The organism is Methylobacterium sp. 1973, assembly GCF_040545035.1.
In the GTDB taxonomy this organism is placed as follows: Bacteria; Pseudomonadota; Alphaproteobacteria; order Rhizobiales; family Beijerinckiaceae; genus Methylobacterium; species Methylobacterium fujisawaense.
In genome coordinates this window covers 25,121-48,175 of sequence record NZ_JBEPLA010000012.1, presented here as the reverse complement: position 1 = coordinate 48,175, position 23,055 = coordinate 25,121, and the positions used below count along the sequence as shown (strand labels likewise).

22 protein-coding genes are annotated in these 23,055 nt (G+C 69.2%); 14 read left to right on the top strand and 8 right to left on the bottom strand.

Annotated elements, in window-relative coordinates; all coding sequences use genetic code 11:
- Nucleotides 1-180: 180 nt before the first annotated feature.
- From urtA to ABIC70_RS21135, 10 genes are all read left to right on the top strand, one after another.
- A complete protein-coding gene (urtA, locus tag ABIC70_RS21180; protein WP_043760424.1) occupies nucleotides 181-1,449 on the top strand; it encodes an urea ABC transporter substrate-binding protein in 1,269 nt (422 codons plus the stop codon).
- Nucleotides 1,450-1,683: 234 nt separating this feature from the next.
- Nucleotides 1,684-2,610, top strand: a complete 927-nt coding sequence (gene urtB / locus ABIC70_RS21175; RefSeq protein WP_043353442.1) for an urea ABC transporter permease subunit UrtB — start codon at nucleotides 1,684-1,686, stop codon at nucleotides 2,608-2,610.
- A 13-nt stretch (nucleotides 2,611-2,623) separates the two neighbouring features.
- Nucleotides 2,624-3,796 carry an urea ABC transporter permease subunit UrtC gene (gene urtC / locus ABIC70_RS21170; protein WP_043353440.1) on the top strand — a complete coding sequence of 391 codons (1,173 nt, stop codon included), beginning with the start codon at nucleotides 2,624-2,626 and terminating at the stop codon, nucleotides 3,794-3,796.
- 7 nt (nucleotides 3,797-3,803) lie between these two features.
- Entirely contained in the window at nucleotides 3,804-4,589 is a 786-nt protein-coding gene (gene urtD / locus ABIC70_RS21165; protein ID WP_043353438.1) for an urea ABC transporter ATP-binding protein UrtD, read from the top strand.
- A gap of 2 nt (nucleotides 4,590-4,591) precedes the next feature.
- A complete protein-coding gene (gene urtE / locus ABIC70_RS21160; RefSeq protein WP_043381786.1) occupies nucleotides 4,592-5,356 on the top strand; it encodes an urea ABC transporter ATP-binding subunit UrtE in 765 nt (254 codons plus the stop codon).
- A 10-nt stretch (nucleotides 5,357-5,366) separates the two neighbouring features.
- A complete protein-coding gene (locus tag ABIC70_RS21155; protein WP_053608846.1) occupies nucleotides 5,367-6,386 on the top strand; it encodes an alpha/beta fold hydrolase in 1,020 nt (339 codons plus the stop codon).
- 62 nt (nucleotides 6,387-6,448) lie between these two features.
- Nucleotides 6,449-7,678 carry a formamidase gene (gene fmdA / locus ABIC70_RS21150; RefSeq protein ID WP_043760420.1) on the top strand — a complete coding sequence of 410 codons (1,230 nt, stop codon included), beginning with the start codon at nucleotides 6,449-6,451 and terminating at the stop codon, nucleotides 7,676-7,678.
- Nucleotides 7,679-7,878: 200 nt separating this feature from the next.
- Entirely contained in the window at nucleotides 7,879-8,196 is a 318-nt protein-coding gene (locus ABIC70_RS21145; protein WP_043353431.1) for an FmdB family zinc ribbon protein, read from the top strand.
- A gap of 211 nt (nucleotides 8,197-8,407) precedes the next feature.
- On the top strand, nucleotides 8,408-9,463 hold the full coding sequence (locus tag ABIC70_RS21140; protein ID WP_075381391.1) for an aliphatic amidase: 1,056 nt from the start codon (nucleotides 8,408-8,410) through the stop codon (nucleotides 9,461-9,463).
- 26 nt (nucleotides 9,464-9,489) lie between these two features.
- Nucleotides 9,490-10,059 carry a ClpP family protease gene (locus ABIC70_RS21135; RefSeq protein ID WP_043349319.1) on the top strand — a complete coding sequence of 190 codons (570 nt, stop codon included), beginning with the start codon at nucleotides 9,490-9,492 and terminating at the stop codon, nucleotides 10,057-10,059.
- A gap of 90 nt (nucleotides 10,060-10,149) precedes the next feature.
- Here the strand turns inward: ABIC70_RS21135 and ABIC70_RS21130 are convergent, their stop codons facing one another.
- Nucleotides 10,150-12,111 carry a hypothetical protein gene (locus tag ABIC70_RS21130; RefSeq protein ID WP_043760415.1) on the bottom strand — a complete coding sequence of 654 codons (1,962 nt, stop codon included), beginning with the start codon at nucleotides 12,109-12,111 and terminating at the stop codon, nucleotides 10,150-10,152.
- Nucleotides 12,112-12,246: 135 nt separating this feature from the next.
- Entirely contained in the window at nucleotides 12,247-12,999 is a 753-nt protein-coding gene (locus tag ABIC70_RS21125) for an SDR family NAD(P)-dependent oxidoreductase (RefSeq protein ID WP_043349326.1), read from the bottom strand.
- A 111-nt stretch (nucleotides 13,000-13,110) separates the two neighbouring features.
- On the opposite strand from ABIC70_RS21125, the gene ABIC70_RS21120 reads away from it, so the two are divergent.
- A complete protein-coding gene (locus ABIC70_RS21120; protein ID WP_043760413.1) occupies nucleotides 13,111-14,004 on the top strand; it encodes a LysR substrate-binding domain-containing protein in 894 nt (297 codons plus the stop codon).
- 229 nt (nucleotides 14,005-14,233) lie between these two features.
- Here ABIC70_RS21120 and ABIC70_RS21115 read toward each other — a convergent pair whose 3' ends face one another.
- Together ABIC70_RS21115 and ABIC70_RS21110 are read right to left on the bottom strand one after the other, a co-directional pair.
- A complete protein-coding gene (locus ABIC70_RS21115; protein ID WP_043760410.1) occupies nucleotides 14,234-15,175 on the bottom strand; it encodes a 2-hydroxyacid dehydrogenase in 942 nt (313 codons plus the stop codon).
- Nucleotides 15,176-15,290: 115 nt separating this feature from the next.
- Complete coding sequence (locus tag ABIC70_RS21110) at nucleotides 15,291-15,575, bottom strand: hypothetical protein (RefSeq protein ID WP_236961717.1); 285 nt, start codon at nucleotides 15,573-15,575, stop codon at nucleotides 15,291-15,293.
- A 159-nt stretch (nucleotides 15,576-15,734) separates the two neighbouring features.
- Here ABIC70_RS21110 and ABIC70_RS21105 point away from each other — a divergent pair, with 159 nt between their 5' ends.
- A complete protein-coding gene (locus ABIC70_RS21105; RefSeq protein ID WP_043349334.1) occupies nucleotides 15,735-17,207 on the top strand; it encodes an MFS transporter in 1,473 nt (490 codons plus the stop codon).
- Between the two features lie 123 nt (nucleotides 17,208-17,330).
- On the opposite strand, the gene ABIC70_RS21100 is transcribed toward ABIC70_RS21105, so the two are convergent.
- From ABIC70_RS21100 to otsB, 3 genes are all read right to left on the bottom strand, one after another.
- Entirely contained in the window at nucleotides 17,331-18,332 is a 1,002-nt protein-coding gene (locus tag ABIC70_RS21100) for a glucokinase (RefSeq protein ID WP_053610495.1), read from the bottom strand.
- A 118-nt stretch (nucleotides 18,333-18,450) separates the two neighbouring features.
- Nucleotides 18,451-18,855 (bottom strand): DUF4260 domain-containing protein, encoded by a 405-nt coding sequence (locus tag ABIC70_RS21095; protein WP_354440990.1) that lies wholly within the window; start codon nucleotides 18,853-18,855, stop codon nucleotides 18,451-18,453.
- Nucleotides 18,856-18,919: 64 nt separating this feature from the next.
- Nucleotides 18,920-19,663 carry a trehalose-phosphatase gene (otsB, locus tag ABIC70_RS21090; RefSeq protein WP_053610497.1) on the bottom strand — a complete coding sequence of 248 codons (744 nt, stop codon included), beginning with the start codon at nucleotides 19,661-19,663 and terminating at the stop codon, nucleotides 18,920-18,922.
- A gap of 114 nt (nucleotides 19,664-19,777) precedes the next feature.
- Here otsB and ABIC70_RS21085 point away from each other — a divergent pair, with 114 nt between their 5' ends.
- Together ABIC70_RS21085 and ABIC70_RS21080 are read left to right on the top strand one after the other, a co-directional pair.
- Entirely contained in the window at nucleotides 19,778-20,287 is a 510-nt protein-coding gene (locus tag ABIC70_RS21085; protein ID WP_354440988.1) for a DUF427 domain-containing protein, read from the top strand.
- A gap of 52 nt (nucleotides 20,288-20,339) precedes the next feature.
- The gene (locus tag ABIC70_RS21080) at nucleotides 20,340-21,563 is read left to right on the top strand and encodes a serine hydrolase domain-containing protein (protein WP_274926212.1); all 1,224 of its coding nucleotides are present in this window, start codon (nucleotides 20,340-20,342) and stop codon (nucleotides 21,561-21,563) included.
- Between the two features lie 13 nt (nucleotides 21,564-21,576).
- Here ABIC70_RS21080 and ABIC70_RS21075 read toward each other — a convergent pair whose 3' ends face one another.
- A complete protein-coding gene (locus ABIC70_RS21075; protein ID WP_043349347.1) occupies nucleotides 21,577-22,191 on the bottom strand; it encodes a DUF2147 domain-containing protein in 615 nt (204 codons plus the stop codon).
- Between the last annotated feature and the right edge of the window lie 864 nt (nucleotides 22,192-23,055).

The following is a 23,055-nucleotide window of genomic DNA, read 5'->3' as shown; positions in this document are numbered from 1 at the left end:
ACGCTCTTCGCGCTCCCCGTCACCCCAACCTCAAAGTATTCCGCGGCGATGGTGCACCGCATGCAAGAGTACGGCCATACGCAAAATCGCGTATAGGCCGCACCGCAACCCAGGACCTAGCCTGCGCTCGTCGATCCGCGGCCGCCTCTCAAGGCCCCGGACGCGAACAGGGTCAGGCACATGGCAGACGACACCGAGACCGGCGCCGATCACGGCTTGCGCTCCCCGCTGCGGCGCAGGCTGCTCATGGGACTGGCCGGCGCCCCGGCGCTGGCGCTGATGCCGCGGAAGGCCTGGGCGGCGCCGCCGACCGCGGCGGTGAACACCACCGGCCTCGCGGTGACCGACACCGAGGTGACGGTCGGCATCCTGCACTCGATCACCGGCACGATGGCGATCTCCGAGACCGGCGCCCAGGAAGCGGAAAAACTCGCGATCCAGCAGATCAACGATGCCGGCGGCGTGCTCGGCCGCAAGATCAAGATCATCCAGGAGGACGGCGCCTCCGACTGGCCGACCTTCGCCGAGAAGGCCAAGAAGCTCCTCGTCAACGACCATTGCGCCGCCGTGATGGGCTGCTGGACCTCGGCCTCGCGCAAGGCGGTGCTGCCGGTCTTCGAGCAGTATAACGGTCTTCTCTACTACCCGACCTTCTACGAGGGCCTGGAGCAGTCGAAGAACGTCTTCTACACCGGCCAGGAGGCCACGCAGCAAATCCTCGCCGGCCTCGACTGGGTGCACAAGGAGAAGGGCGGCGACAGCTTCTACTTCATCGGCTCCGATTACATCTGGCCGCGCACGTCGAACAAGATCGCCCGCAAGCACGTCGAGAACGTGCTCAAGGGCAAGGTCGTCGGCGAGGAGTACTTCCCCCTCGGCCACACGCAGTTCAATTCGGTCATCAACAAGATCAAGCTCACCAAGCCGAAGGTGATCTTCGCCGACGTGGTCGGCGGCTCGAACGTGGCGTTCTACAAGCAGCTCAAGGCGGCGGGCATCGACCTGTCGAAGCAGGTGCTGATGACGATCTCGGTCACCGAGGACGAGATCGACGGCATCGGCGGCGAGAACATCGCCGGGGCCTATGCCTGCATGAAGTACTTCCAGTCGATCGACAACGAGAACAACAAGGCGTTCGTCGCCGCCTTCAAGAAGATGTGGGGCGAGAAGACCGTCATCGGCGACGTGACGCAGGCGGCCTATCTCGGCCCGTTCCTGTGGAAGATGGCCTGCGAGAAGGCCGGCTCCTTCGACGTCGACAAGGTGGTGGCGGCCTCGCCGGGCATCGAGTTCAAGGGCGCGCCGGAAGGCTACGTCAAGATCGACGAGAACCATCACCTCTGGTCGAAGACGCGGGTCGGCAAGGCCAAGACCGATGGCCAGTTCGAGATCGTCTACACCAGCCCCGAGCTGATCAAGCCGGATCCGTTCCCGAAGGGCTACCAATAGCCCCAGGCCCGCACACAGTCCGCGCCGCCGCTCACCGGATGGAACGCGGGTCCCCTCTCCCGTGTGGGAGAGGGACAGGGTGAGGGACGAGGTCCTTCCGGAGAAGGCACATCCCTCACCCCAACCCTCTCCCGAACGGGAGAGGGAGTCCGTCGCGGACTTCAGAACCGGCACCGAACAATCCGCTCGGAGGACGCTCGCCCTCCGCCCCGATCTGCAGCGGAAGACCAAGACATGCTCGGCGACTATTCCCTCGGCGACCTCGGCGCGATCTTCGCCATGCAGGGCTTCGCCGGCCTGATCCTGTTCTCTGTCTACCTGCTGATGGCGCTGGGGCTCGCGATCATCTTCGGCCAGATGGGCGTGATCAACATGGCGCACGGGGAGTTCATGATCCTCGGCGCCTACGTTACCTATCTCTGTTCGACCTTCTGCCAGACCTACCTGCCGGCGCTGTTCCCGATCTACTTCTTCATCGCCATGGGCCTGGCGTTCCTCGCCTCCGGGGCTTTGGGCATGCTGGTGGAATGGGGCCTGATCCGGTTCCTCTACAAGCGCCCGCTCGACACGCTCCTCGCCACATGGGGTCTCTCGCTGATCCTCCAGCAGGCCTACCGGTCGATCTTCGGTGCCCGCGAGGTCGGCGTCGAGCTGCCGTCCTGGCTGATCGGCTCGGTGCAGGTCACCGACACGATCGAGATCCCGATCAACGGCCTGTTCGTCATGGCCGTGACCATCCTGATCACCGTCTGCGTCGCGCTGCTGATCTTCCGCTCGCGCTTCGGCCAGCAGGTCCGCGCCGTGATGTCGAACCGCGCCATGGCGGGCGCCGTGGGCATCGATACCGAGAAGGTCGACCGCTACACGTTCGGCCTCGGCTGCGGCATCGCGGGGATCGCCGGCTCGGCCTTCACGATGATCGGCTCCACCGGGCCGACCTCGGGCCAGCTCTACATCGTCGATACCTTCCTGATCGTCGTGTTCGGCGGCGCCGCGAGCCTCTTGGGCACCATCGCGTCGGCCTTCTCGATCTCCCAGACGCAGTCGACCCTGGAGTTCTTCCTCTCCGGCTCGATGGCCAAGGTCATCACCCTGCTCGCGGTGGTCGGCATCCTGATGCTGAGGCCCCAGGGCCTCTTCACCCTCAAGGTCCGGCGCTGAGGATGTTTTCCCGATGACGAACCCGGTCCAGACCCTCACCAAATCCGTCACCGTCAACGACAACCCGTTCATGAAGCCGGTGGAGTGGCTGAGCCTCTTCCTCCTGGCCGGGGTGATCCTGGTCGTCCTGCCGCTGATGCTCGACGGCTTCCGCCTCAACCTCGTCGGCAAGTACCTCACCTACGCGTTCGTCGCCCTCGGGCTGGTGATCTGCTGGGGCTATGCGGGGATCCTGTCGCTCGGCCAGGGCGTGTTCTTCGGCCTCGGCGGCTACGGCATGGCGATGTACTTGAAGCTGGAGGCTTCGAGCATCGAGAACACCAAGATCCAGTCCACGCCCGGCATTCCGGACTTCATGGACTGGAACCAGATCACGGCGCTCCCCTGGTTCTGGCAGCCGTTCAAGAGCCTGCCGCTCACCATCGTGCTGGCGGTCGCCGTGCCGGTCCTGTTCGCGATGCTGATCTCCTTCGCGATGTTCAAGCGCCGGGTCGGCGGCACCTATTTCGCCATCATCACCCAGGCCATCGCGGCGATCCTGACGATCCTGATCGTCGGCCAGCAGGGCTATACCGGCGGCATCAACGGCATCACCGATCTGCGCACCCTCCACGGCTGGGACATCCGCACCGACTCGGCGAAATTCATCCTGTACTTCGTCAATGGCGGCCTGCTGATCGCCTGCATCCTGGCGGCGCAATACGTGAAGAAGTCGAAGCTCGGCCGCATCCTCGTCGCCATGCGCGACAAGGAGGACCGGGTCCGCTTCTCCGGCTACTCGGTGGCGGGGTTCAAGGTCTTCGCCTTCTGCTTCGCCGCCGGGCTGGCGGCGATCGGCGGCGCGATGTTCACCCTGCAGGTCGGGTTCATGTCGCCCTCCTTCGTGGGCATCGTCCCCTCCATCGAGATGGTGATCTACGCCGCGGTCGGCGGGCGCCTGTCCCTGTTCGGCGCCGTCTGGGGCACGCTGCTGGTCAACTGGGCCAAGACCAGCTTCTCCGAGAGCTTCCCGGACCTCTGGCTGTTCGGCCTCGGCGCCCTGTTCATCGCGGTGGTGCTGGCCTTCCCGAACGGCCTCGCGGGGATCTGGCGCGAGCATATCGAGCCGCGCCTGACCCGCCGCGCCAAGAGCCTGCAGGCGCCCGAACCCGCCATCGTCCCGCCCCACGGCGCCCCGGCCGAGTGAGCACGCCATGAACGCCGCGATCCTCCCCTCCCCCGTGGTCGGCGCCGAGGCGGCCCCGCCCGACTACCTCCTCGCCGTCGAGGCGCTCACCGTCTCGTTCGACGGGTTCAAGGCGGTGAACGACGTGTCGTTCTACGTCGATCCCGACGAGATCCGGGTGATCATCGGCCCGAACGGGGCCGGCAAGACCACGGTGCTCGACCTGATCTGCGGGCGCACCAAGGCCAGCGCCGGCTCGATCAAGTACAAGGGCCAGGAACTCACCAAGCTCTCCGAGAGCGCCATCGTGCAGGCCGGCGTCGGCCGCAAGTTCCAGACGCCGTCGATCTACGACGACCTGACGGTGTTCGAGAACCTCGAGATCTCGTTCCCCCGCGGCCGCTCGGTGTTCGGCGCCCTGACCTTCAAGCGCGACGCCGAGGTCCGCGACCGCATCCACGCCATCGCCGAGACGATCTTCCTGAAGGACCAGCTCAAGGAGCGGGCCGAGTTCCTGAGCCACGGCCAGAAGCAGTGGCTGGAGATCGGCATGCTGCTGATCCAGGACCCGGAGCTGCTGATGCTCGATGAGCCGGTGGCCGGGATGAGCGTCGGCGAGCGGATCAAGACCGCGGAGCTGCTCAACCAGATCATCAAGGGCCGCTCGGTGCTGGTGATCGAGCACGACATGAAGTTCGTCGAGGACATCGCCCACCGGGTGACCGTCTTGCACCAGGGCAAGGTGCTCTCCGAAGGGTCGATGGACCGGGTCAAGAACGACCCGAAGGTCATCGAAGTGTATTTGGGACATTGACGATGGCGTCGCTCCAGACCGCGCACTCGGCCCCCGTCCAGGCGCCCCCGCTCGCCACGATCCCATCCGCCACGCCGGCGCTCGCCGTCGAGGACCTGCACGCCGCCTACGGCCAGAGCGAGGTCCTGCACGGGCTCACCTTCTCGGTGGCGCCGGGCGAGATCGTCGCCGTGATGGGCCGCAACGGCATGGGCAAGACCACCCTGATGAAGACCCTGATGGGGCTCGTTCCCGTCAAGGCCGGGTCGATCCGGGTCGAGGGGGCGGATGTCGGTGCCCTCAAGAGCCATGCCCGGGTCGCCAAGGGCCTCGCCTACGTGCCGCAGGGCCGGATGATCTTCTCGACCATGACGGTCCAGGAGAACATCGAGACCGGGCTCACGGTCACCGGCACCCGCAAGGTGCCGCAGGACCTCTACGACATGTTCCCGGTGCTCCTGGAGATGAAGGGAAGGCGCGGCGGCAACCTGTCGGGCGGGCAGCAGCAGCAGCTCGCCATCGCCCGGGCGCTCGCGAGCCGCCCGAAGGTCCTGCTTCTGGACGAGCCCACCGAGGGCATCCAGCCCTCGATCATCCGGGAGATGGGCCGGACCCTGAAGAAGATCCGCGACGCGCGCGGCCTGTCCATCGTCGTGTCCGAGCAGGTCCTGAGCTTCGCCCTGGACGTGGCCGACCGGGTGATCGTGCTGGAGAACGGCGCCATCGTCCACGAGGCCCCGCGCGACGGCATCGACGAGGCCGCCGTCGCCCGGTTCCTGTCGGTCTGAGGAGCGCGGAATGGCCGATTACGAGATCTTTGAACTCGGCGACTTCGTCCTTCAGTGCGGCAAGACGCTGCGCGCGGCCAAGCTCGCCTACAAGACCTTCGGGACCCTGAGCCCCGCCAAGGACAACGCCATCGTCTACCCGACCTGGTACTCGGGCCAGCACACCGAGAACGAATGGCTGATCGGCCCCGGCAAGGCGCTCGACCCGGACAAGTACTTCATCATCATCCCGAACATGTTCGGCAACGGGCTCTCGTCCTCGCCGAGCAACACGCCCGCGCCCTGGAACGGGCCGCGCTTCCCCGACGTCACCGCCTACGACAACGTCCGCGCCCAGCACCGCCTCGTCACCGAGCATTTCGGCATCGAGAAGTTGGTTCTGGTCACCGGCTGGTCGATGGGCGCGCTCCAGACCTACCACTGGGCGTCGATGTACCCCGACATGGTGCCGAAGATCCTGCCGTTTCAGGGCTCGGCCAAGTGCTCGCGGCACAACTACGTCTTCCTGGAGGGCGCCAAGGCGGCGCTCCAGGCCGACGCCGCCTGGGCGGAGGGCTGGTACACGATCCCGCCGACGCGGGGGCTGCGCGCCTTCGGCCGGGTCTATGCCGGCTGGGGCCTGTCGCAGACCTTCTACCGGCTCGAGGCCGACATCACCCACATGGGCTACGCCTCGCTGGAGGACTTCCTGATCGGGTTCTGGGAAGGCCTGTTCTACGAACGCGACGCCAACAACCTGCTCGCCATGCTGTGGACGTGGCAGCACGGCGACATCAGCGCCAACGACACCTTCAAGGGCGACTTCAAGGCCGCGCTCGGCGCCATTCGCGCCAAGGCGATCCTGATGCCCGCCTCCACGGATCTGTATTTCCCGCCCGAGGACAACGCCATCGAGGCGGCTGCCATGCCGAACGCGGAGCTGCGCGTGATCGACACGTGGTGGGGCCATTTCGCGGGCGGGCCCGGCACCAGCCCGGACGACATCAAGGTCCTCGACGACGCGCTGAACGAGCTGCTCGCGAGCGGGTGAGATTCGCGCACCGGCGCGCGGATGGGGTCCGCCCCAAGGTTCTAGGGAGCTGGAGACAGAACATGCCCGAGACGCTGATCAAGGTCGATCTCACGCAATCGGCCTACGACAACGACATGGTGCACAACCGCTGGCACCCGGACATCCCGATGGTCGCCTATGTGAAGCCGGGCGCCGACTTCATCGTCGAGACCTACGACTGGACTGGCGGCTTCATCAAGAACAACGATTCCGCCGACGACGTGCGCGACATCGACCTGTCGATCGTCCACTTCCTCTCGGGTCCGATCGGCGTCGAGGGCGCCGAGCCCGGCGACCTGCTGGTGGTCGATCTCCTCGACATCGGCGCAAAGCCCGAGAGCCAGTGGGGCTTCAACGGCTTCTTCTCGAAGAAGAACGGTGGCGGCTTCCTCACCGAGCACTTCCCGCAGGCCCAGAAGTCGATCTGGGACTTCGAGGGCATGTTCACCAAGTCCCGCCACGTGCCGGGCGTGCGCTTCCCGGGCCTGATCCATCCCGGCCTGATCGGCTGCCTGCCCGATCCGAAGATGCTGGAGACCTGGAACACCCGCGAGAAGGCGCTCTACGACACCGATCCGGAGCGCGTGCCGGCGCTGGCTACCCTCCCCTTCGGGCCGACGGCCCATATGGGCCGCCTGAAGGGCGACGCGAAAGACGCCGCGGCGGCCACCGGCGCCCGCACCGTCCCGCCCCGCGAGCACGGCGGCAATTGCGACATCAAGGACCTGTCGCGCGGCTCGAAGATCTACTTCCCGGTCTACGTCCCCGGCGCCGGCCTCTCGATGGGCGACCTGCACTTCAGCCAGGGCGACGGCGAGATCACCTTCTGCGGCGCCATCGAGATGGCCGGCTGGGTCCATCTCAAGGTCGAGCTGATCAAGGACGGCATGGCGAAGTACGGGATCAAGAACCCGATCTTCAAGCCGTCGCCGATCACGCCGAAATACGACGATCACCTGATCTTCGAGGGCATCTCGGTCGACGAGAGCGGCGGCCAGCATTACCTCGACGTCCACATCGCCTACCGGCAGGCCTGCCTGAACGCGATCGAGTACCTCAAGAAGTTCGGCTATTCGGGCGCCCAGGCCTACTCGATCCTCGGCACGGCGCCGGTCCAGGGGCACATCTCGGGCGTGGTCGACATCCCGAACGCGTGCGCGACGCTCTGGATACCGACCAAGATCTTCGAGTTCGACATCAACCCGGGCGCCGACGGACCGACCCAGTTCCTCGACGGCTCGATCCAGATGCCGCTCTCGCCGGATCTGTGATCAGGCCGTCTGCTGCGTGTCGCGCCCGCTTTCATCGGACGCGACCTGCCCCCTCTCCCGTGCGGGAGAGGGTTGGGGTGAGGGACCCGGTCTTTCCGGAGAGGTCGCATCCCTCACCCTGTCCCTCTCCCGCACGGGAGAGGGAACCCGCGTTTCGCCCGACAGCGGTCTGATCCGGCAGCCTTTCTGAAAGCGTCGCCATGCCCGTCTATGATTACGCCTGCGAGGCCTGCGGGCCCTTCACGGTAATGCGGCCGATGGCCGAGTTCCGCGATCCGCATGCCTGCCCGGACTGCGGCAGCTCGAGCCAGCGCGCCTTCCTGACCGCGCCGCGCATCGCCGGCATGGATGCGGGGCTGCGGGCCGCCCACGCCACCAACGAGCGCAGCCGCCACGCGCCCCGTCGCTCGGGGAGCCACGGGGCCGGCTGCGGCTGCTGCACCCCCAAGAAGGCGACCGCGGCCCCGGCCGCCGCCAAGAGCTTCCCGAAGGCGCGGCCCTGGATGATCAGCCACTAAGTCGAACGCGCATAGCCCTCCCCCCTCTGCGGGGGGGGGGGGGGGGGGGTGGCCCTCGCGTCAGCGAGGGTCGGGAGAGAGGAGCGCCGCATCCGGATGTGTCGCGACCGACGCGCGATCCTGCCGCGTCGCGCTGCCCCTCTCCCCCGCAGAGGGGGGGGGAGAGGGGCAGCGCGCCTCGGCGCAACAATCCTCAGGAGGACATCACGCCATGATGCACGGAGACATCTCGTCCAGCCAGGACAGCGTCGGCGTCGCCGTCGTGAACTACAAGATGCCGCGCCTGCACACCCGCGCGGAGGTGCTGGAGAACGCCAAGGCGATCGGCAAGATGATCGTCGGCATGAAGAGCGGCCTGCCCGGCCTCGACCTCGTGATCTTCCCCGAATACTCGACCCACGGCATCATGTACGACGCCGCCGAGATGTATGAGACCGCCTCCACAGTCCCAGGCGCCGAGACCGAGGTGTTCGCCGCCGCCTGCCGGGAGGCCAAGGTCTGGGGCGTGTTCTCCCTCACCGGCGAGCGCCACGAGGAGCACCCCAACAAGGCGCCCTACAACACCCTGATCCTGATGAACGACCAGGGCGAGATCGTCCAGAAGTACCGCAAGATCATGCCCTGGACGCCGATCGAGGGCTGGTATCCGGGCGACCGCACCTACGTTTCGGACGGGCCGAAGGGGCTGAAGATCAGCCTGATCATCTGCGACGACGGCAACTACCCGGAGATCTGGCGCGATTGCGCCATGCGGGGCGCCGAGCTGATCATCCGCTGCCAGGGCTACATGTACCCGGCGAAAGAGCAGCAGGTCGTCATCTCGAAGGCGATGGCCTTCGCCAACAACACCTACGTGGCGGTGGCCAATGCCGCCGGGTTCGACGGCGTCTACACCTATTTCGGCCACTCGGCGATCATCGGCTTCGACGGCCGAACCCTCGGCGAGTGCGGCGAGGAGGAGATGGGCATCCAGTACGCGGCCCTGTCGAAGTTCCTGATCCGGGATTTCCGCGCCCACGGCCAGTCGGAGAACCACCTCTTCAAGCTCCTGCACCGCGGCTACACGGGCATGATCAACTCGAAGGAGAACCGGCACGGGATGTCGGAATGCCCCTACGACTTCTACCGGCGCTGGATCGAGGATCCCGACGGAACCCGCGACGCGGTGCGGGCCATTACCCGTCAGAGCGTCGGCACGGAGGAATGCCCGATCGCGGGTATCCCCTTCGTGGGCAAGGGCGAGGGTCCCCCCGACCCGGCACGCTGAACGCCGGTCATTCGACCAGGAGAACCATGGACACGACGCCCCTCGGCCCCACCGCGTTCCGGGCCCCCGCCGTCCTGCTGTCGGGCGCGGTGGACTACGACATGTACCGCGACTTCCGCCGCCAGCTCGGGGCGGCGGCCGACCGCGAGATCGTCGTCGTCGAGCTCACGACGCTCGGCGGCGATCCGGAGGTGGCCCGGATGATGGGCGAGGACATCCGCTTCAACAGCGCCATGGACCCGGATCGGCGGTTCGTCTTCCTCGGCAAGGCGGCGATCTACTCGGCCGGCACCACCTTCATGAGCTTCTTCGCCCGGCCGAACCGATACCTGACCTGCGGCACGCGGCTGATGATCCACGAGCGCAAGATGAACAAGCAGCTCCAGATCGAGGGGCCGCTCACCACCTGCATCGCCTCCGTGACGGCAACGCTCAATGAGATCCAGTGCTCGATCGCGATCCAGAACGAGGGGTTTTCGAACCTGATCCAGGGCTCGGACGTGACCCTCGACGAGGTGCTCGAGAAGGCACCGTCGAACTGGTACCTCGAGGCCGAGGAGGCCAAGCGGCGGGGCCTGATCGAGGCGGTCATCTGAACCGCGCGGGAGGCGCTGCGCCCGGCCATGCGGCGGGGCGGCGAGGGCTCCCCGATGCAGTGACCCAGACCACCGGTGGCACCGCCCGGATCAGGGCGTCGCGGCCGGCTCGGTCAGACGATCGACCGACAGCAGATAGGCGATCAGCGCCCGCTGATCCTCGGGCGAGACGCCCGAACCGGCATCCGCCCAGAAGGCATGCCCCTTGCCGGTGACGCGGGCGATCCGCGCCGTATCCGAGGCGGCGTTGGCGGCGATCACCTTGGCCCGGAGATCCCGGTCCACCAGGGCGCGCAGGCTGTTGGCGGGATCGGGGGCGACGCCCCTGTAGAGCGTGCCCGGGACACCGAGCTGACCCTCGGCATCGGGCCCAACCGCCACGCCGGAATCGTGCAGGTACGGCGCCGTCCAGGCGAGGCCCACGAGGTTCGGCACCTTGTAGCCCCCCTCCGTGCCCCCCTGCCCCCAGGCGAGCTGCACCTGCGCCAGCGCGTCGCCCGCGAGCGGCACCGGGACGATCACCGGATCGGCCGGGACCGGGAACGGCGTGTCGGTGGCGAACATCGTCGGCGGCGACAGGCGCGCCTCCATCTTGGCGCCCGCCCGGGCCCGGGTCGGCTCGGTGCCGATCTCGGCCTCCGGGACGATCCGGTGGTTCGTGAGCGCCGGCCCGGCATGGCAGGTCCCGCAGCCGGCCTTCTCGAACACCGCGCGCCCGGCGCGCACCGTTTCGGGATCCCGTCCGGCGGCGGGCGGGTGCAGCAGGTTCTGGAACGCCGACATGGCGTTGTTGGCGTGGTTGACCGGCTCCCCGGGCACCGAGGTGAACAGGCCGTTGTCGGTGACGTAATTGGTCGCCGGATAGGTCGGCAGGACCGCGTAGCTGTTCAGGCCCGGCGAGGCCGGGGTCGGATCGACGCTGTGCAGCACCTCGGACGGGCTCCGGCCACCCTCCGGCTTGAAGCGGAACGCCTCCGTGGCCGCGCCGCGCAGCACGATGCCGAGATACGTCTCGGGATCCATGCCGAACAGCCAGGGCGCGGCGGCGGCGAGCTGGGTCGTGTCAGAATTGGCCGCGTGGACGTTGTTGTTCAGCGAGGACAGGCCCGCGAAGGGCCCGATCGCCTCGCGGCCGCTCCAGCTGTAGGGCTCGCCGTGGGCGGAGAAGCTCGACGGGATCGAGGTCGGGTTGGTGACCCGGTCGGCGGAGGAGTCGAAGCTGCCCGGCGGCCAGCTCGCCACCTGCACCTTCGTGGCCGCCTCGACGGAAGCGGCGTCCGGCAGCGCTGGCCCCGTCCCGGTCGCGCCGGTATGCTGCGGGTCGGCGGAAGGCCGGGCATCGGCCTCCGGCACGCTGGCGTGCATGAAGTAGGCCGACGAGTTCTTCGCGAGCGCCATCAGCAGCCCGGCATTGAGGTCGGTATTGGGCGCGCCCTCCACGACCTTGCCGGTGCCGGGATCGACCGCCGCGTGGCACAGGGCGCAGGTGATGCCCATGCGCAGGTGGCCGCGGTCGGAGAAGGTCTTGATCCCGATGATGAAGGCCCCGCCCCTCGGCACGTCGAGCCCGGTCGGGACCAGCTCGCCGGCCCGGTAGACACGGTCGCCGATGCGCACGTCCTTGGCCATGGCGACCTGGAGGTTTGTGGTTCCCTGACCGCCGAGCTTCGCCACCGCCATTGCGACCGCGGTTGGTGTGAGCCCGCCGTCGAGCATGCCCATGACGTCGGTGAGGAAGACCTCGTTCCCGAACGTCTCCTGGTAGAAGGCCTGCCGCCCGCGCTCGACCATGGTAGGATCGATGGCGACCGCGCCGTTCCCCGGCGCGAGGTCCTTCCGTCCGGCCTCGGTCCCGTTGAGCCGGTCCGCTTCCGCACGCGAGATGCGCCGTCCCAGCACGTCGAAGGCGGTCTGGATCGGGTAGCGGTCCGGGTTGAGCAGGTCCGCCCGGTCGGGCATCGGCGCGTAGCTGAAGCGGCCCACGCTCAGCGTGACACCCGCCGCGACGGTCACTAGTCCGGCGGTGATCAAGATGCGGCGCGGCCAACCCATGAAATCCGAGCGTCCTTCCAGGCCCCCGCCCGCGGAGATGCGGATCCGGAAGGCCGGGCCATCAACCCCCGGATAAAGCCAGGGTTCATCCCGACGGCCGGGACGGGGTGTCGCGTCCCGGCCGGCGCCGCATCCTCAGATCTGGACCTGCCCGCCATCGGCGAAGAGCTCGACACCGTTGACGAAGCTCGCCGCGTCGGAGGCGAGGAACAGCACCGCCTGGGCGATCTCCTCGGGCCGGCCGACGCGCCCGGCCGGGATCTGGCCGGCGAGGTAATCCTTGGTGGCCGCCGCCTGATCGCCGCCGCCGAACAGCGCATCGAGACCCGCAGTCTCGGTGACGCCGGGGCTGATCGTATTCACCCGGATGCGCCGGTCCTTCAGGTCGAGGATCCAGTTCCGCGCGAAGTTGCGCACCGCCGCCTTGGTGGCCGAGTAGACGCTGAAGGCCGGCGTGCCCGCGCTGCCCGTTGTCGATCCGGTGAGCACGATCGCCGCCCCGTCCCGCAGCAGCGGCAGCGCCTTCTGGACGGTGAAGAGCACGCCCTTCACGTTGGTGTCGAAGATGCTCTGGTAGTGCTCCTCGGTGATCGCCCCCAGCGGCGCGAAGGTGCCGCCGCCGGCATTGGCGAAGACCACGTCGATCTGCGCGTGCTTCTGCTGGACGGCATCATAGAGGCGGTCGATGTCGGCGAGGTTCGCCATGTCGCCGCGTACGCCGGTGATCCGGCCGCCGATCTGCTTCACCGCGGCGTCGAGGGCCTCCTGGCGGCGGCCGGTGATGAACACCGCGGCCCCCTCGTCCACGAAGGCCTGGGCGGCGGCGAGCCCGATGCCGCTGGTCCCGCCCGTCACAACCACAACCTTGTCCTGAAACCTGCCGGCCATCGTCGTTCTCCATCGTTCGGCTTCGTGTGCGCCGCTGGTTGGAGAGATGCCGACGGAACGATGATGCCGGTAGTCGCCAGATATGGCACTCAGCGTTCCCCTGGAGGAACGATGAGCCGCGCCGACCTGAACGACTACGTCTACTTCGCCGAGGTGGTGGCGCATGGCGGCTTCGCCGCGGCGGGCCGCGCCCTGCACCAGCCGAAATCGAAGCTCAGCCGCCGGGTCGCGGCCCTGGAGACGCGCCTGGGCGTCCGCCTGATCGAGCGGTCGAGCCGGCGCTTCCGCGTGACCGAGGTCGGCCAGGGCTTCTACGAACGCTGCAGGGCGATGATGCTGGAGGCCGAACGGGCCGAGGCGCTGGTCGCGGAGGCGCAGACCGAGCCGCACGGGCGGATCCGCATGAGCTGCCCGACGGGCCTCATCGATATCGTCGGCGCGATCGTGCGCGTGTTCCTCTCCCGGCATCCGAAGGTCAGGCTGCAGCTGGTGGCGACTGACCGGCCCGTCGACCTGATCGAGGAGCGGATCGATGTGGCCCTGCGGGTCCGGCGGGATCTGACCAGCGACGCGTCGCTGACCATGCGCTCGCTCGGGCTCTCGCGCTGGATCCTGGTGGCCGCACCGGAAGTCGCGCGCGGCCTGGGCCCCGATATCGCCAGCCTCGGCGCGGCTCCGACCCTCGGGACCCGCGACGATCCGGGCGAGGCGGATTGGCGGCTGGAGCGGGCGGATGGCCGGGTTTTCACCCTGCGTCACGAGCCGCGCCTGACCTGCGGCGACTTCGCCGCGCTCTGCGACGCGGCGGCCGCCGGCCTCGGGGTCGCGTTCCTGCCCGACCATGCCTGCACCGACGCCATCGGGGCGGGCCGGCTTGTTCCCGTCTATCCGGAGTGGCAGGGGCAGCCTGGGATCGTGCACCTCGTCTTCACGACCCGGCGCGGGCTGCCGCCGGCCGTGCGGGTGCTGATCGACCACCTCGCGGCGACATTCCCGACGCTGTGAGGCCACGCGTCGTCCCCACGCATCCGAAGGGCAAAGGTCACGCGGCGCGCCCGTCCACCTGCGCCGTCATTCCGGGCGCCGCAGGCGGGCTCGGACCGGGAGAGGCACGCCGGAGGCGGGCGATCCGGAGCCGCCGCCGGAGCAGGATCCTGGCGCCTCGGCGTGTCAGGATCCCGGGCACCGCTGCGCGGTCCCGGGACGACGGGACGAAGCGGCCGCGACGCGCGGCCTAATAACCCCGTGTCGCGTCGACCCCGTCCGGCACCTGACCGGTCCGGCGATAGGCCCGCAGGTTCTCCGCCACCGTGGCCGCGGCCGAGTCCATGTCGGTGGGCCCCGAGATGTGCGGCAGCACCGTCACCCCGGGATGTGACCACAGTGGGGAGTCCGCCGGCAGGGGTTCGACCCCGAAGACGTCGAGCACCGCATGCGCGAGGTGGCCGGAATCCAGGGCGGCGATCAGATCCTCGGTGACGACGATCGGCCCGCGGGCGAAATTGATCAGCGCGGCGCCCGGCGTCAGGGCCGCGAGGCGTCGGGCATCCACCAGGCCCCGCGTCTCGGGCGTCAGCGGCACGAGGCAGACGAGGATGTCGCACCGGCCGAGCATCGCCGGGAGGCTGTCGGTGCCGTGAAACGTCTCGAGGCCCGGCACGGCCTTCGGGCTGCGGCTCCATCCGACGACACGGAAGCCCGCGCCGGTGAGCCGCTCCGCCGCCGCGGTGCCGAGCGCCCCGAGGCCGAGCAGTCCCACCGTGGTGTCGGACGGCTTGCGGTAGGCATGCGGGCGCCAGACCCGATCCCGCTGCTGGCGGGCGTAGGCCGGCATGTCGCGCTGGAGATAATAGGTCCAGGCCAGCACGGCCTCGGCCATGGTGCGGGCCATTTCCCGGTCGACCAGGCGGACGATCGGCAGCGGCCGGTCGAAGGCGCCGACCAGCTTCTCGACTCCGGCCCAGAGGCTCTGCACCCAGACGAGTCCCGGGAGCGCCGCCACCTCGGCCGGATCGGGATTGGCCACGACGGCGATCCGCGCCGCCGCCCGAGCCGCATCATCCATCGTCCGGAACGGGATCAGCCGCTCCTCCGGCATGGCCGCCGACAGGATCCGCAGATACTCCGCCTCCTGGCCCGGCCCCTTGCACCCGACCAGGGCGATTGCCTCCGCCATCCGCGCCTCCGCACCGTCCCGACGAACCCGTCCACATGCGGACGAAGCAGGCGCTGTGCCTGACGGGATCCGGATCGTCGAGATGGAGTGGGCGAAGGATCGATTGCAGGCGCGGTCAGCGCGCCTCGACCAGCGCCGGGTAGACGAGGCGGACGTTCCGGCGATCCTCGGGGATCGCGGTCTCGGGCCGCCTGCGGACGCTGCCGGTCACCGTCACCACGGGCTCCGTCGGCCGCAACCGCCAGCGCTCGGCCGCCTGCAGGGCGACGCGCGGCTTGGGCCGTTCGAGATGCCGGTCCGCCCCCTCGGTGGGGACGGTGGCGAGCCCCGCGAGGGTCAGGACGGTCAGCAGGACGAGCCGAGCCCGGGGGCGGCGGGAAAGGGCAGGACGGGAGGACATGGGAAGGGCACCGCGTGGACCTCCCTGTTCTGCGCCGCGCATGTGAAGACGAAATCGAACCGAATCGATTTCCAACCCGTTCCCAACACCTGCCTACAGTCGCGGTAAATGCGCACTGTCCAGGCACAGTAAACGCTTGAGACGGGAGGACACGCGGACATGGCGAGCAAGGTCGAGGGGGGATCCGGGACGCCGGAGCGCGCGGAGATCGGCCGCGTGATCGACACGGACATCTCGGCGCGTCTGGACCGGCTGCCCTGGGGCCGCTTCCACGTGCTCGTCATCGTGGCCCTGGGCATCACCTGGGTGCTGGACGGGCTCGAGGTCACCCTCGCCGGCTCCCTGGTGGGCGCCCTGCGCCAGCCGCCGATGTCCTTCTCCGAGTTCGACGTCGGGCTGGCCGCCTCCTGCTACCTCGTGGGCGCCGTGACCGGTGCCATCGGCTTCGGCTGGCTCACGGACCGGATCGGCCGCAAGAAGCTGTTCTTCATCACGCTGGCCCTCTACCTCGTCGCCACGGCGGCCACCGGCCTGTCGTGGAACATCTGGAGCTTCTGCTTCTTCCGCTTCCTCACGGGGGCCGGGATCGGCGGCGAGTACACGGCGATCAACTCGACCATCCAGGAGCTTGTCCCGGCCCGGGTCCGCGGCTGGACCAACCTCGTCATCAACGGCTCGTTCTGGATCGGCGCGGCGCTGGGCTCGTTCATGTCGATCGTGCTCCTGAAGCCCGAGGTGATCGACCCGGCCTGGGGCTGGCGCGTCGCCTTCTTCACCGGCGGCGCCATCGGCCTCGTGATCCTGCTCCTGCGCACCTGGATCCCCGAGAGCCCCCGCTGGCTCGCGACCCACGGCTACGCGGCGGAAGCCGACCGGGTCGTCACCGGCATCGAGAAGCGCTTCACCGACGAGGGCGTGACCCTGCCGCCGGTGGACGAAAGCAAGCGCATGAAGGTCCGCACCCGCGACCACACCCCCCTTTCGGAGGTGTTCAAGGCTTTGTTCGTGACGAGCCGCAAGGAGACCATGGTCGGCCTCGCGCTGATGATTGCCCAGGCCTTCTTCTACAACGCCCTGTTCTTCACCTACGCGCTGGTGCTGGAACGCTTCTATCAGGTGCCCGGCAACCATGTCGGCTGGTACCTGCTGCCCTTCGCGCTCGGCTCCTTCCTGGGCCCGCTGCTGCTCGGGCGGCTGTTCGACACGATCGGACGGCGCAAGATGATCGCCTTCACCTACGGCATCTCGGCCCTGCTGCTGGCCGGCGTCGGCCTGCTGTTCCGCCTCGACGTGCTCGGGCCGGTCGGCCAGACCGGGGCCTGGATGGTGGTGTTCTTCTTCGCCTCGGCGGCGGCGAGCTCGGCCTATCTCACGGTCTCCGAGACCTTCCCGCTGGAGATCCGGGCGCTCGCCATCGCGGCCTTCTACGCGGTCGGCACCGGCATCGGCGGCGTGTCGGGGCCGCTCCTGTTCGGCAGCCTGGTGGAGACCGGCTCGCGGGACTGGGTCCTGTTCGGCTACGGCCTCGGCGCGGTGCTGATGCTCATCGCGGCAATCGTCGGCGGGATCTGGGGCACGGCCGCGGAGGGCAAGTCCCTGGAGGAGGTCTCGAAGCCGCTGGCGGCAGCCTGAGCGCCGGCCCTCACGGGCCGTCGCCGCCGCGACCGGGGCGCTGCCGTCCGGGCGGCGCCCCGTCCATTGACGGGGCGCCGTCGCCGGTCGCCTCGCCCCGTTGGCGGCGACGGCGCCCGTCCGTCACGCCTCCTTGCGCCAGACCTGCCCGTGGTAGACGAACTTGGCGCCCTCGTTCGCCAGCGCCGCCAGACCCCGGAAGGCCGGATCGTGGACGGTGATCACGCTGGTCGGGATCTGGCGCATCATGGCGGCGAAGGGTGCCTTCTTCTCGAAGGCGGCGCGGAAGCCGCTTTCCGCGAGCACCTTGAGGATCCGGGGCGCGATGCCGCCGCCGATATAGACGCCGCTGGTCGCCAGGAAGGTCAGCGCGAGATCCCCGCAGACTCGGCCGAGCACCCGGCCGAAAAGCTCGAGCGTCTCGGCGGCATGCGGATCGGTGGCGTTGAGCCCCGCCTCGGTGACGGCGGCCGGCTCGATCTTCCCGTGCGGCTGCCCGGTCCGGACATGGGCGACCGCCGCGTGCAGCCGCGACAGCCCCGGACCCGACAGCACCGTCTCCACGGTGATGCGGTCCTCGACCCGCTCCAAGACGCGCCAGACCTTCTCCTCGAACGCGTCGACCGGGCCGAGATCGGTGTGGCCGGCCTCGGTGGACACGATGGCGAGATGCGCCGCGTAGGGCACCAGCGCCGCCGCGCCGAAGCCCGTTCCGGGGCCCAGCACAACCCGCGCGCCGCCGGGCACGGGCGGACAGGGCCCCACGGGCGTGAGGTCGTGGGGCTCGATATCGGCGGCGCCGGCCGCCACCGGCACATAGTCGTTGACCACAACCGCGGCGGAGAGATCGAAATCCGCCGCGATGCGCTGGCCGGCGATCTTCCAATGCGCGTTCGTCAGCTGGATCTCCGGCCCGTCGACCCGGCCGGCGATCGCCAGGATGGCCGAGCGCGGCGAAGGCCCGCCCCCCTTCGCCAGCGACGCCCTGATGGCGCTCGACGGATCGGGATGGTCGGCGGTGGCCTCGTGGGAAAGCAGGCGGGGCTGTTGGCCGGCCGTCTCGATCAGGCCGAACCGCGCGTTCGTGCCGCCGATGTCGCCGACCAGAACCGGAAACTCGAACATCGCAACAAGCCCCTGCTACCTGTCCCGCCGCCGACGGGATCCGCACCCGACGCGGCTTCGGCGCTACATCGGCCCCGCGCCCCGGCGCGGGCAAGTCCCATTCGGCACCGGCCGCCTCTCAATGCGGCGCGATCGTGGTGTCACGCGGCCGGCCGATGACGCCAAGATGCGTATCGCCAAATCCGCTCGCGTATTTGAGACCATAGCCCAGCGCACGATCGAGGCCGATATGGGCGAGCCAGATCAGGGCCAATCCCACGAGATCGGGTTGGCCGAGGCCAGCCGCCAGACACAGGCCGACCAGCGGCAGGGCCAGGAAGTGAGCAAGGTTGTAGAGCACGGCACCGGCCACCGGGCCGGCCGCGTAGCCCAGCATGCTCACGTCGGGGACGAACAGCAGCGCGGCGAAGATCCACCACGATTGCCCGAGCCAGCCATAGGCCGACACGGCGCCGGCCAGGATGCAGGCGCCCTCGAGCCGCAGCAGCATCCGCGGCCAGCCGTCGACGGAACGGTTCGACATCGCGGCTCCCCATGATCGGCGCGCAGGACGACGGCCCGGGCCGCGGGCCGTCTGGCGAGACGGCTCAAGCCCGCGGAAGCGCGTCGGGATCGATCGCCCCCCCGGCGGCCCAGTCGCGCAGCAGCGCGCGGACGGCGGCGGGGTCGGGCAGGCGGCGGCGGGCGACGGTCTCGCCCTCGCCCACGCGTACCGCGATGCCGCCATCCTCGTTGATCGACGCGAAGGCAATCTCGTCGGTGCGGTCGTCCCCGAAGAAGACGGGTGTCCGGCCGGCATAGGGCGCCTCCGCCATGAAGGCGCGGATCGCGTGCGCCTTCGTCGCCTGCGCCGGGACGATCTCGCCGACCGCCTTGCCGAGTTGCAGGCGGTACGCGAGGCCGAGCGCGTCCGCCGCGTCCTTCACGAGCGTTTCGGCCCGAGCGGCATCGTCGGGATCCGCGAGGCGCCAATGCACCGCTACCGACGCGCCCTTGTCTTCGATCAGGACCCGCGCCAGCGCCGCGGTCTCGGCCTGGAGACGCGCGACCTGCCGGCGCAGATCCGGGTGATCCTCCATCTGGGCCCCAGTGATCGCACCGCCGACCCGGCGCTCGACGCCGTGAAGGCCGGCCGCGTCCAGGCGGGACGGCGTCAGAAAGCCGTCGATCACCGTCACCGGCCGGCCGGTCACGATCGCCAGCGCCCCGTCGAGGCGCGCCCGGAGCCGCTCCAGATCCTCCACCAGCCCGGGCTCGACCTGCACGGCGTCCGGCCGCGGCGCGATCTCGGTGAGCGTGCCGTCGAAGTCGAGGAAGAGGGCGATGTCCATCGCGGGCGATCCCGGGCTCGAGTGTCGGCGACGGGCTAGCACGGGCGAGGCCGACGACAAACGTCGACCCCGCCGCCCTATCTGTATCCCCACAGGCACGTCACGAGGTTTCCCATGAGAGGATCGCCCTTCCGGCCCGTTCCGGATCCGGTGAGGCCCGGCGAGGAGAGCGTCTGGGACTATCCGCGGCCGCCGCGGCTGGAGCCCGTCCGAGAGCGACTGCGCGTGGTGCTGGGCGGCGATACGATCGCCGAGACCGTCTCCGGCTTCCGGGTGCTCGAGACGTCGCACCCGCCGACCTACTACCTGCCGCCCGCCGACATCGCGGAGGGAACGCTCATGAATCCGCGGCGCGGCGGGATCTGCGAGTGGAAGGGCCAGGCGGTACTGTTCGACGTGCGGGGCGGCGACCATCTCGTCCCCGGGGCCGCCTGGGCCTACCCGGACCCGACCCCGGATTTCCGCGCGATCGCCGGCTATGTCGCGTTCTACGCCGGCCCGATGGATGCCTGCTTCGTCGGTGGCGCCCACGCGACGCCGCAGCCCGGAACTTTCTACGGCGGCTGGATCACGCCCGGCATCGTCGGACCGTTCAAGGGCGGTCCCGGAACGATGGGCTGGTGATTTTCCAGCCCTCCCCTTCTACGCTTCCGGACCGCCACGACGAGGAGACCGCATGAGCGCGCTGACCGAGACCGATCCGACCGGCGCCGGGTTCAGCCCGGAAGGTCTCGCCCGGATCGCGCCATGGATGGACCGCCTCGTCGACGAGGGCCGGCTCGCCGGCCTGTCGGTCACCGTGGCGCGGCGCGGCCGTGTCGCCTTCGCGCGCGCCTGCGGTCAGGCCGACCTCGCCCGGGCGACGCCCTTCACCCTCGATACGGTGACGCGGATCTACTCGATGACCAAGCCGCTCACCTCGGTGGCGGTGATGCAGCTCTACGAGCAGGGCCTGTTCCAGCTCGACGATCCGATCTCCCGGGTCCTGCCCGAATTCGCCGAGATGCGGGTCGCCGTGGGCGGCAACCGGGTGAAGCTGGAGACCGAGCCGGCCCGCCGGGCGATCACCGTGCGGGACCTGCTGACTCACACGGCCGGGCTGACCTACGGCTTCATGGAGGCGACCCTCGTCGATGCGCAGTATCGCGAGCACGGCGTCGACTACCTGGCGCGCGAGGGCACGCTCGCCGAGATGACAGCCCGGGTGGCGAAGCTGCCGCTCCTCGCCCAGCCGGGCAGCGCCTGGAACTACAGCGTCGCCACCGACGTGCTCGGCCAGTTCGTGGCCGCCCTGAGCGGTCGTCCGTTCGCCGACTATCTCCGTGAGGCGGTGATCGGGCCGCTGGGCATGATCGATACCGACTTCTTCGTCCGGCCGGAGCTGATGCCGCGCTTCTGCGCCACCTACGCGTATGACCGCGCAAGGCAGCTGCGCCTGTTCGACGATTCCGTAGAGACGGCCTTCGCGAAGCCGCCCGCCATCGCGTCGGGCGGCGGCGGCCTCGTCTCCACGGCCGCCGATTACCAGCGCTTCTGCCGGATGATCCTCAACCGCGGCACCCTCGACGGCACCCGCCTCTTGGGCCGCAAGACCGTGGAGTTGATGCTGTCGAACCACCTGCCGGGCGATCTGGCCGCGATGGGCACGCCGCGCTTCGCCGAGACTTCATACACCGGCATCGGCTTCGGTCTGGGCTTCTCGGTGATGCTCGATCCGGCCCGCGCCCAGATCCTCGGCACGCCCGGCGAGGTCGCCTGGGGCGGCCTCGCCTCGACGGCGTTCTGGATCGATCCCGCCGAGGATCTGTCGGTGGTGCTCATGACGCAGCTCGTGCCGTCTTCGGCTCTGCCGATCCGGCGCGAACTGCGCGTCCTGACCTACGCGGCCCTGGCCGATTGAAGGCCGGTGCCCCTCACTCCGCGGGGGGCGCCTCGGTGGCGGCGGGCTTCTGGGCCGGTTTGGCACCGGCCTTGGCGGTCGGCTTGGGGGCGGCGCTGGCGTACTCCGGATCGGTGCGCGGACCGTTCGGACCATTGGTCGGGCCCGGGAGCTGACCGGGCGCGAGATCGGTGACCTTGGTCCAGGTCTGCGACTTGCACAGGAACGCGATCAGGCAGCCGCGCACCGTCAGCTCGCCGGGCGTGTCGGTCCAGATGGTGACGTCGTAGGATTTGCCGTCCTCGGAATTGTAGATCTTGCCCTCGAAATGGGCGTCCGCGTTCGGCTTCAGGCCCAGGATCAGCTGGTGACCGAGCGACGGCCGCGCCTGCTTCTTGGGATCGGGGTTCTTGAAGTCGATCCGCGGCTCGCCCTTGTCGTTGAGCGGAACCTTCAGCCAAACCACGTAGCCACAGAGCCGGTCGCCCGCGGTCCCGCACTTCTCGAGACGCACGCGCGCCCGGCCGTCCTCGGTGAGGTAGGTGCCGCTGGGATCAGTGGGCGTCTTGGCCTGGGCCGTGCTCGCCAATGCCGAGAGCGCCAGGATTGCGAGCGGCGCAACCCGGCGACCGATCGATGTAAACCGCATACCTGAACTCCCATCCCTCGCGAGTCGTGATGGAGCCTTGACCGCCCGCCCTCGCGTAAACCGCTTTCGCGCGCGGAAAGACCGCTCTCTCCGCGCCATCGCGCCCGCGCCGAGCCGAGAACCGGACGACGTGCGCATCATGCCCGCCCTGTCCCGCGCGAAGTTGTCCGCATCATGACAACCCAACCGCAGTGTTGGGGCGTAATCGGCCCTGCGAAACGGGGGCTCGCGGTCCGATCCGCGTCGGCGGCAGGCTTCGGTCGGGTCAGAGCGCGCCCTGCATGAGCATCACGGCGCGCCAGCGCCCAGGCTTGCGGCCGCCACGCCAGCAAGGATGCGACAGGCGTGAAGCCGAGGCTTTCATGCAATGCAATCGAGGCGGGAGAGCCGCTGTCGGCGATGATGGCGACCAGAGTTCGACGGTCGATCTGCTCGCTACCCGCGACCGGGGTCGCAAGCGGGCAACGCCCGCCGCGGCCCGACCGGGCCCCGTGGATCAAATCCTCGCGGGTCGAGCGGCAGGCGGCGCGCTGGCGCTAGGGACCGGCATCGGCATAGCCCGCAACCGTGTCGGCTCAATCGGCCACGACGCGGGGATAGCCGCCTCCGCTCAGGACGTCGTAGCGGCGCCTCTATTCCGAGAGCGTCGGCGGCTCCGTCTCGACGCTGGCCGTGCTCGCAGTGACGGCGTCACCGTAGATCGCCGCGATGGCAGAACGATCGGCCCCGGTGGTCGAACGTATCACGTCTGTCACGGCGGCCCGTTAAGCGAAGCCGCCAAGCGCCGGCAATGGCACGGAGCTATCTCGGGGGGCACGGCCACCGCAGGCGGGCAACCGTGACGCTGCGGCGGGATGGTCGCTT